This window comes from Planctomycetia bacterium (assembly GCA_021413845.1).
Classification (GTDB): domain Bacteria; phylum Planctomycetota; class Planctomycetia; order Pirellulales; family PNKZ01; genus PNKZ01.
Genome location: JAIOPP010000107.1, coordinates 1 through 10,174, shown reverse-complemented (window position 1 = coordinate 10,174; position 10,174 = coordinate 1). Strand labels below are relative to the sequence as shown.

At 61.5% G+C, this 10,174-nt stretch carries 7 protein-coding genes; 6 read left to right on the top strand and 1 reads right to left on the bottom strand.

The window, feature by feature from the left end; genetic code table 11:
• The 3 genes from K8U03_19570 to K8U03_19560 form a co-directional block, all read left to right on the top strand.
• Positions 1-1,656: pilus assembly protein N-terminal domain-containing protein (locus tag K8U03_19570; GenBank protein ID MCE9607089.1), on the top strand; the 1,656-nt coding region annotated here is incomplete at its 5' end.
• A 68-nt stretch (positions 1,657-1,724) separates the two neighbouring features.
• Entirely contained in the window at positions 1,725-2,354 is a 630-nt protein-coding gene (locus tag K8U03_19565; protein MCE9607088.1) for a hypothetical protein, read from the top strand.
• 105 nt (positions 2,355-2,459) lie between these two features.
• Positions 2,460-3,896, top strand: a complete 1,437-nt coding sequence (locus K8U03_19560) for a tetratricopeptide repeat protein (protein ID MCE9607087.1) — start codon at positions 2,460-2,462, stop codon at positions 3,894-3,896.
• 23 nt (positions 3,897-3,919) lie between these two features.
• On the opposite strand, the gene K8U03_19555 is transcribed toward K8U03_19560, so the two are convergent.
• Positions 3,920-5,524 carry a SulP family inorganic anion transporter gene (locus K8U03_19555; GenBank protein MCE9607086.1) on the bottom strand — a complete coding sequence of 535 codons (1,605 nt, stop codon included), beginning with the start codon at positions 5,522-5,524 and terminating at the stop codon, positions 3,920-3,922.
• A 556-nt stretch (positions 5,525-6,080) separates the two neighbouring features.
• On the opposite strand from K8U03_19555, the gene K8U03_19550 reads away from it, so the two are divergent.
• The 3 genes from K8U03_19550 to K8U03_19540 all read left to right on the top strand — a co-directional run bounded on the left by K8U03_19550 (position 6,081) and on the right by K8U03_19540 (position 10,021).
• Positions 6,081-6,761, top strand: coding sequence for a response regulator transcription factor (locus K8U03_19550; protein MCE9607085.1), 681 nt, complete (start codon positions 6,081-6,083; stop codon positions 6,759-6,761).
• Positions 6,742-8,199, top strand: a complete 1,458-nt coding sequence (locus K8U03_19545; GenBank protein ID MCE9607084.1) for a HAMP domain-containing protein — start codon at positions 6,742-6,744, stop codon at positions 8,197-8,199. Before K8U03_19550 ends, K8U03_19545 begins: the two co-directional genes overlap by 20 nt.
• 490 nt (positions 8,200-8,689) lie before the next feature.
• Complete coding sequence (locus K8U03_19540) at positions 8,690-10,021, top strand: DUF4147 domain-containing protein (GenBank protein MCE9607083.1); 1,332 nt, start codon at positions 8,690-8,692, stop codon at positions 10,019-10,021.
• The last annotated feature ends 153 nt before the right edge of the window (positions 10,022-10,174 follow it).

The following is a 10,174-nucleotide window of genomic DNA, read 5'->3' as shown; positions in this document are numbered from 1 at the left end:
CCTGCCGGGCAGGCACCCAACGCGGACGGCGGAGCGACGCAAGCCGGCTTCGATAACGATCCGGCGAGCGAGCCCGATGCCGTGAAGTATCGGCAGCTCCCGCAACGTCACGAAGATATGCAGCCTTCGTTGCGCGAACGGTTCGATGCGAACATCGCCAGCGTACAAGAGCCCGACGTCCGACTCGACCTCATTCAGCGCCGCTCGAAGCTGATTACGACCAAACAACCGATCGTACGCGTATCGATCGCCGAACCAGGGATCGTCGAAACGGTCAACTTTTCTCCCAACGAGTTCGAGTTGATCGGTCGCTCGATCGGCGAAACCACGGTGACGTTGTGGTTCGGCGATGCGCAACCCGCCCCCGGCAACACGCCGTTGCATACGAACATTCGTTACCTCGTAAAGGTTCATCCGGATCTGACGGAAGACGATGTGCGCCGCACGCAGTACGGCGAATTGGCGAAGCGGATCAACGAGTTGTTTCCTAACAGCCATATCCAGTTGATTTCCGTCGCCGATAAGTTGGTCGTCCGCGGACAAGCTCGCGACGCGCAAGAATCCATGGCGATCATGTCGATCGTTCGCGGTCAGTCGGTCGATCAAAACGGCGGTCTGCTCGGACCCGGTAGCGCCGGTTTCGGATCCGGTCTCGGATACGGTGGTCGAGGGGCCCGACTGGCCGGCTTCGGCAACAACGATTGGGCCTCGAACTCGGTCATCAGCATGCTCGAGGTTCCCGGCGAGCATCAGGTGTTGCTCAAGGTTCGCATCGCCCGCCTCAACCGCGGAGCGCTCCGTACGATCGGCTCGCAGTTCGCCGCCCAGGCCGGCGACTTCAGCGTGACCACGAACCTCAACGTCGCGGGTGCTTATCAAGCGGTTTTGAGCTCGACCGACGTACAACTCACGCTCAGCGCTTTGAGCAGCAACCGCACGACGAAAGTCTTGGCCGAACCGAACCTCGTGACGATCAGCGGCTATCCCGCTTACTTCATCGACGGCGGACAGTTCGCCGTGCCGACCGTGGTCGGCATCAACGGCATCGGCGGAACGGTCAATCAGTTCCAAGGTTTCGGTACGCAGCTGCAATTCACGCCGACCGTGCTCGACAAAGATCACATCCGGTTGCAAGTCGTGCCGACGGTCAGCCAAATCAGCACCTCGGTCGGCGGCGTCAACGGAATTCCGAGTCTCGATACGCAGAGCGTCTCGACGCAAGTGAATTTGCGCGAAGGCCAATGGCTCGCGATCGCCGGGTTGATTCAAGACAAGCAAGACAGCAGCAAGGTCCGTATTCCTTGGATCGGCGATATTCCGGGCCTCGACCTCTTCTTCAGCCGCCGCTCGGTGTCTCGCGATGAAACCGAACTCGTCATCCTCGTCAGCCCGGAGCTTGTACATCCGCTCGAGCCGGAACAAGTGCCGATGGTGTTGCCGGGCATGGAAGTGACCGAACCGGACGATCTCGACTTCTTCCTGCTCGGTCGTTACGAGGGTCGCCCGGATCTTCACCACCGCAGTACGGTGTGGCCGATCTATCAATGGAGCACGTTCGAAGCTCGTAGCCAGGCGATCTGGGGCGCGAAGCAATCGCCCGGATATGGATCGTCGACCGGATACTACATGCAGGGAGCGACAGGTTTCTCGAACTAAGACACGGATGCATGCCTCGGGACGGTTCATGACGACCTCTCGCCGACGTTAGAAAAGGATTTCGACGGATGAAGACTCTTCGCACACGACGCACGGCGGTGCATACGCTTCTGTTGGCGGCGCTGGTTTGCTTGACGGCAGCCGGATGCGTTCGCCTCTACCGACCGGGCTGGTTCAATGCCGTCGGCACCGTGCCCGCACCTCAAGGCGCGTTGACCGATCCGATTTGGATCTCGCAAGAAGAGAACGCCGAGCCGTCGAAGTTCGTGCTTTATCAGCATGAGTTCGCCTACAACCAAGCGCGCTTCAACTGGGCCGGCGAAGACCACATCAAGCAGATCGCCGCGCGGCTGCATGCCGGTCAGAACTATCCCGTCTTGATCGAGCGCAGCCTGACGAGCAAGCTGGCCGGAACCGAATATAAGTATCCGGTGCATCCGAATCCGGAACTCGATATGCAACGTCGGGCCGTGACGGTTCAGGTACTCTTGGCGATGGGAATTCCGGACGCCGAGCAGCGGGTCGTCGTGTCGCCGGCCTTGGTTCGCGGCCAAGAAGACTTGGAAGCGGAGCGGGCCTATCAACGGAGCTTCGGCTTCGGCGGCTTCGGTGGTGGCTTCGGCGGCGGCTTCGGCGGCTTCGGGGGTGGTGGTGGTTTCGGTGGTGGCATCGGTGGTGGCGGCGGATTCGGAACCTAAGTTTCGACGGACTGCTTCGACGAACTATCTCGACGATTGCCTGACGACTAGCGCCCGACGACGAACGACCGAGAACGACATTTCTTCACATCTATCGAGGTCGGCATGATTCCGTATCAGAGTCGAAAGTTCGGTGTCGTTCGGCGGTTCGCGGCCGGTGTGTTGCTGGGAGGCTCGGCGATCGCGGCGACCGGATGTTCTCTGATTCCGACGACCGATGATATTCGCTCGGCCACGACGACGGTGAAGGACACGGTGACCGGCAAGGCGCGCAAAGACAAGCTGAACAAGACCTACGCTGAAGCCCGCATTCTGGAGCGACGCAAAGATTTCACGGCCGCCGAACGGCTCTACCGTGAGTTGCTTGTTGCCGAGCCGAAGAGCCGCGACTGTTATCACCGCTTAGGCGTGATGGCTGCCGTGCAAGGCAAATACGCCGACGCTCATCAGCACTATCAAGCGGCCTTGGCCTGCAGCGCGCCGACGCCGGATCTCTTGAGCGACATCGGTTATTGCTACTATCTGCAACAACAGTTGCCGCAAGCCGAGCAAGCCCTGCGAGCCGCGATCGCGCAGCAGCCGCTCCATACGGCAGCGCTGAATAACCTCGCGATGGTCGTCGGCGAACAAGGGAACCTGGACGAAGCGTACGACTTGTTTCGCAAGGGCAACGGCGAGGCCGAGGCGGAATCGAACTTCGCCTATCTTTGCGCTCAGTGCGGCGACTTGCCGAATGCCCAAGCGCATTTCAGCCGAGCTCTGAGCGTCAACCCCGACATGCGCCCCGCGGCAGAAGCCTTGCTGCAAGTCACCCAAGCGATGCAGCGGCGACAGGATGAAGCACGAGCTCAACTTGCGGAAGCGGCCGCGAAGGGGAATGCGGTACAACAAGCGTCGGCCCAGCAGCCGCTCGCGCCGCAACAACCCGGAGCCGATCAAGCTGTGGGAGCCGCTCCCGTCGGTGCTCCATCGGGAGTCGTGTTGGCCGGTGGTTACGCACAAGCGGCCGCCGCGCAGAACAGCACCGTACAACTTGCGTCGAACAATCCCAACGCTGCAGGAGCTGCGCAAGCGGCAAACACTTTGGCGGCGATGCCTCGGCAACGCTTGATCGAAGTCTATCGCGGCTCACCACGAACCGCGGCCGGCAACGAGCAACTTGCGCAAGCCTCGGCGGCGGGTTCGCCGCAAGCGCCGCAGCCGGCTTCGGCCGCGGCAGCGAATCCCGCCGGCAATCAATTCCCGACCGCGGCCGGTTGGTCGAACGGGCTTCCGAACACGTCGATGCCGCAAGCCACGGCGCCGAACTCGGTCGCCTTGAACCCGACTCCGACGCCGTTCTCGTATCCCTCGATGCCGAGCCCGGCGCATCTGCAACCGTCGGCCACTTCGCTGTTGCCGGAGTCGAACGGAGCACAGCCGAATGGAGCACAGGGGCAAGGCGTCGCTCCGGCGAGCTACAACGCTCCGGTGCGGAACGTCTCGGCTCCGAATGCCGGCGGCCGACCGGCCGGGCTATCGTTCCCGTCGTTCGGCGGCTAGCGGCTCAGGCCGCGTGGCGCTTTTCAGACCGCGGAGCGCTTCCGGCCCGACGACGGCGTGTGGCCGAACGTGCGATGGTGTTCGAGGCCGATGATCTCGAGCTTGCGGCCGCTGTTGGCGAATTCGCGCTGCGTTTGCAGCAACTTGTCCATCGTCGTGTGATCGACGAGCCTGACGTCGGACAGATCGAGCGTCACGTTGGGGACATCACCGAGCTGCTCGGTTCGGCGCTTGAGCGGAATCCAGTTGGCGAACGTCAGGGCATCGTGCGCTTCGAGTGTCGCGCCGGTGCCGGAATTCGACACGGCTACCGAAGGCTTGAACAGCGAGCGGAGCGGCGCCCCGTTGACGAGGTTGATCAGCAACTCGGCGACCATGCCGACGCCGACGAGCAGCAGTTCGCCGTGAGGAAAGATACAGGCGACCGTCAGCACGAACACGAAGAACTGCTCCTTGCCGATGTGCCACATGTGCACGAACTCTTTCGGCGAAGCGAGACGGAAGCCCGCGAAGACGAGCATCGCGCCGAGCGCGGCCATCGGGATCATTCTGACGACCGACCCGAGCGCCACGATCGCGACGAAGAGAAAGATGCCGTGAAATAAGTTCGCGAGCCGGGTTCGGCCGCCGTTGCCGATATTGGCCGAGCTGCGCAAAATCTCCGAGATCATCGGCATCCCGCCGATCGCGGCCGAGAGGGTGTTCGCCATCCCCACGCCCAGCAGATCGCGGTTCATGTTCGTCTTCCGCTTCCAAGGATCGAGAATGTCGATCGCCTTCGCGCTCAACAACGATTCCAGCGAGCCGACCAAACAGAAAAGAATCAACCACTTCAACGACACCGGCGTGAGCAGGTGCGAGAAGTTCGGGAGGACGATCGCTTCTTGTAGTTTTGCGGGAAGCGAAACCAACTTCTCAGGGCCGAGATGAAAGGCCTGCCCGAGCGGAATCGCGATGATGAGCACCATGAGTTGCGCAGGCAAATACTTGAGCGGCGAGATTTTCTTTTTCAGCCACGGATATGAAAACAGAATCGCCAAGCTGAGCAATCCGATGATGGTCGCGTTGCGATCCGCGTTGTGTGCCACCGCTCCGCCGATTTGGAGCAACGATTCAAGCGGCGGATCTTTCGGCGCGGAAATACCGAACATCAAGTAGCTTTGCTTCGAGATGATGATCAGGCCGATCGAAGCCAAGAGCCCATGCACGGGTGCCATGGGGAAAAATTCGGTGAGAATGCCTGCGCGAAAGAGCCCGAGCAAGATCTGAATGACTCCCGAAACGACTCCGACGGCCAGCACGAATTGGTAGACGCGCGTGTCCGTCGGTCCGGCTGCTTCGCCGAGCCATGCGGGATCGAGCATCGCTCCGGCGACGATCGCGATCATGCCCGCGGCCGGTCCTTTGATCGTCAATTCGGAATTGCTGAACAGCGTCGCGATGATGCCGCCGACGACGGCGGTCATGACTCCGGCGATCGGCGGGAATTTGCTGGCTGCGGCGATGCCGAGACACAACGGCAGCGCGATCAGGAAGACGAGAAAGCCGCTCGTAAGGTCGGCCTTCCAACTATTGGCGAACGTCGGGAGCGAAGCGTTGCTGCTCGACACCGGAACTTCTTTATGCATGAGCGGACGGCTTTACGATGCGAGGAAGAGCAAGGCGGGAGGCGAACTGCGATACGAAACGTCTTGCGCGAAAAAACATTTTCCCGACGCTAAGAATCATATCCGTGAGTGCCAGAAAGTTGACATAAAGGTAATGGTTAAAAAGCTTTAATCTCCGAGACATGCCTTTTGGGGGCGCTCCGTCGCGAGTCGTAAGCGAGATCGTCGCTGAACTTCCTACGCCGCTCGCGCAGCCGAAGGTTCGACGATCGTGCATTAAAAAACCTGAAGACGGGGCGATTCTTCCGAGTCCGTTTTCTCTGGCGTCGGTGGTTTCGCTGAGGCGGTAGATGCGAGGAATGTGCCGTATTTATGGTGCTTTAGCACTCAGGTGAGCATCGAGCCCAGAGTCGCTCGTCGCTCGGTCGGCGCGCTGGTCGCTCAAACCGATCCGTTTCCGCTGCGTAGCAGGAAAGATACACTTACCTGTGTTCTGTCACCGACCGGCGGTCGATCGATTTCCATCCCCCGCGCGACCGGCAAACACGATGTTTCACGCAAAAGGGCAGCGGCAACTATGTCTCGCTTAAATCTCCTGTTGGTCGAAGACGATCCCGTCATCGGGAAATCCCTCAAGCAAGGCCTCGGCGAAGCTTCGCAAGATTGCGATTGGGCTCGTAACGGCGACGAAGGCCTCGCGATGGCGAAGAGCCAGCAGTACGACGCCCTGATCTTCGACATCATGCTGCCCGGCATTTCCGGCCTCGACGTCTTGCGAAAGATTCGTGCCGACGGCATTCGCACCCCGACGATCTTGCTCACGGCTCTCGGAAGCGTCGACGAACGGGTGGCCGGCCTTAAGGCAGGTGCCGACGATTACATCGTGAAGCCGTTCGCGTTGCCGGAGCTCTTGGCTCGGATCGAGGCCGTTTGTCGCCGTGCTTCGGCGCGCCCGGCGCCGGTCTTGCATGCTGGGCCGTTGGAACTCGACCTGACGAACCGACGAGTCAAATGCGGCGAGCGCGACGTCGATCTCTCGCCCACCGAGTTCAGCCTGCTGGAACTTCTCATGCGCAACGCCGGGCAGGTCGTGACCCGGAAGATGCTGTGCGAGCATTTGTGGAAGTCGGATTGGGAAGGTGCGACCAACGTCATCGAAGTCCACGTGAACCGGCTGCGCAACAAGCTCGATAAACTTCTGCCCGACCCGATGATCGAAACCGTGCGAGGGCGCGGGTATGCCGTTCGCGCGAGTTAAAGCAGCGTCGTACTATCTGCGCGTCCGACTCACCGTCTGGTACGGCGGCGTCTTCGTGCTCATCGTGCTCGCCGCGCTGTTGATCGTTCACGAAGGCTCGCGCTACACACTTATCCAAGAAACGGATGAGCGTTTGCTGGAAGACGCCAAAGAGACCGCGCAGGCCGTGGCGCAGCTGTATCCGGCCCGAGATCGTATCGAGCAGATGCTCGCCCGCAAGGCCGATACGCATACGCACGAACGGCTGTTCCTGCAGCTGATCGAGCCCGACGGCACGATCTCTTGGTCGAGTTCCGAAGCTCCGCAGGGGTTGCAGACAGGGAAGATCGACGACACCGGAATCTCCGCGATTCGCGAGGCCGGCGTGTTCCGCATCGCGCAGCGGCCGGTCGACTATGCGGGAGTGCCGAAATACGGCGTCCGCGTCGGTGCCTCGCAGGAGCAGATCAACGCGAAGATTTGGGAACGAACGCGCGTGATGATGGTCGCCGGCGTGCTGGTGTTGATCCTCGCGCCGCTCGGCGGCTACTGGGTTGCCGGCTATGCGATCCAGCCGTTGACGAACATCATTCATACCGCGCGGCGACTCCGACCGACGCAGCTCGCCGACCGTCTTCCGATCCGCCGCACCGGCGACGAGCTCGACCAACTGTCCCACACGATCAACCACTTCCTCGATCGGATCGCGGAGTATCTGGCGCGCAAGCGCGAGTTCGTCGCCAACGCTGCGCACGAGCTTCGTTCTCCGCTTGCCGCGATTCGAAGCTCGGTCGAAGTGGCGCTCGGCGCGCATCGCACTCCGGAAGAATACGAAGTGTTGCTCGAAACCGTGGCCGACGAGTGTGCGCAACTGACGACGCTCGTGAATCAACTGTTGCTGCTGGCGGAAAGCGATCCGTCGCGCGTTTCGAAACATACCGAGTATCTGCATCTCGATCGCCTCGTCGAATCGTCGATCGAGATGTTTCGCGGGGTGGCGGAAGAGCGCGGGATCGTGTTGGAAAACGATTTTCATGCCTGCGGCCGGGTCACGGGCGATCCCGGACGCTTGCGACAAGTCGTGAACAACTTGCTCGACAACGCCATCAAGTTCACTTCGCCGGGCGGAAAGGTCCGCGCCGAAATCGAGCAACCGGCAGGCTCGCAACGGGTCGTCTTTCGCGTGAAGGATTCCGGTTGCGGAATCCCGCCGCACGATCTGCCGCTCGTGTTCGAGCGGTTTTATCGGGGCGATAAGAGCCGGGAACGAGAAGGCCCGAAGCGCGGCACAGGGCTCGGGCTGTCGATCGCTCGGGCGATCGTGCTGGAATACGGCGGCGAGATCGAGGTGCAGAGCCAATTGGGAATCGGCACGACATTTACCGTGACGCTTCCCGCCCACGGTGCTCCGACGGAAACGGAAAGCCATGAGCGGCCGTACGACTTCGCGCGGGAGTAACCGCCGAGCTCAGTCGCGAATGTTGCGGCGATGCCGATGCACCATCACATCGCAGACGAAAAAGAGTTCGATCATCAGGCCGAGGAAGATCATTGCGGCTATGAGACTCATCGCATGTACCCTTAAAAAGTGCATCTCTCGGAAGGCCGCACCATCGCAGTTCGCGGCTATCGATGACGAGAGATTGCATGGGTCGTGCCGAGAAAATCGAATTCGCGATGCTGGACACTTAAGGCCTTACCGGCCGATGGCTTGGGAATTTCTTCGCAGTGAATGGCGGCCTTGTCGGGTGCGCAGCGATTGTCGCGGGCGTGATACCCGAAGATCAATCTGACGGCGCACCCGCTCGCTGTTCGGCACTCTTCGGGGCGAGCCGCCTCACGTGACCGCGAAAAACTTGTAGACTCTAGCCCTTGCTGACAGTTAAATCAGGCGGGACAGTACCGTGACGCGACGCAACTCCGAACAACTTCGCTCCGACGCGCTCCGCATTTGGCAAGCCGGGGTCGCAGCGGTCGATTCGCGCCGCTTGGTCCGAGAATCGATCCGCTGCGAAGCGGGATCGCTGCTGATCGGCGACGAGCTCTTCGACCTCGCGGCCGTGCGGCGGATCATCGTCGTCGGTTGCGGCAAGGCCGGAGCGGGGATGGCGGCCGGCGTGGAAGACGCGCTGGGGGCCTCGCCGGCTCGCGAAAAGGAACTCATCGGCTGGGTCAACGTGCCGTCCGATTGCGTCGGCCGGCTGAAGTTCATTCGGCTGCATGGTGCCCGTCCGGCCGGAAAGAACGAACCGACGGCAGAAGGAATCGCCGGGACGAAAGAGATTCTCAAACTCGTCGCCGGTGCCGCTCCCGACGACTTGGTGTTGGTGCTCATCTCCGGAGGAGGCAGCGCGCTGATGCCCGCGCCGATCGACGGCGTCTCGCTGGCCGACAAGCAAGCCGTGACCCGATTCTTGAGCGGCGCCGGGGCCGACATCGGAGCGTTGAATACGGTTCGCAAAGCGTTGAGCTTGGTCAAAGGAGGAGGCCTCGCCCGGGCTTGCCGCGCTCGGCGCTTGGTGACGCTCGTCATCAGCGACGTCCTCGGCGATCCGCTCGACGTGATCGCTTCCGGACCGACGGTCGAAAGCACGACCACCACGGCCGACGCGCTGGCCGTGCTCGCGAAGTTCGAGGCCGAGCGGCAAGAGAACCTGAGGCCGATCTTCGCTGCTTTGCGTAAGAAGCAAGCAGATGAACAGGGAAACCAAGCGAAGCTCGCCTGCGCGTGTGAAGTGTCGAACATCGTCATCGGCAACAACGCCGTGGCCGTCGATGCTGCCGGAGTCGAAGCGGAACGGCTCGGCTACTCGCATGCCATGATCTCGGCGACGACGTCCGAGGGAGCCGCCGAAGACGTGGGACGCCACTTAGCCGAGATGGCGATCGGCATGCGACGCGGCGCAGGGTCCGACTGTTTGATTACCGGCGGCGAACCGACGGTTCGCCTCGTCGATGAAAGGCTCCGGGGCAAAGGGGGCCGGAATCAGCAATTGGCGCTCGCCGCGCTCGATCGGCTCGTGGCTGCCGAGGTCGATTCCGGCATCGTGCTCCTCTCGGGCGGGACCGACGGGGAAGATGGTCCGACGGATGCCGCAGGCGCGATCGTCGATGAAGAGCTATTGGCGATGTATGCCGACCGGCGCGCGGAGATCGGCGACTATCTTATGCGTAACGATGCATATCACTTCTTCCTGCCGCATGCCGACCTCCTGAAAACCGGTCCGACCCATACGAACGTCTGCGACTTACGGATCGTGGTCGTCGATAAGGAAGAATAGAATAGACACCGCCGAGACGAATCCATAAGCTTAGATTGATCAGCCCTCCCGCCTGCTTGCTTCCCTCCCGCTCGATTTGCTCGCTCCCGCCCCGCCCGCCCCTCCCACGATAAGAGCGTCGTCATGCTGACCTTCAGCGACTATGCGCCCCAT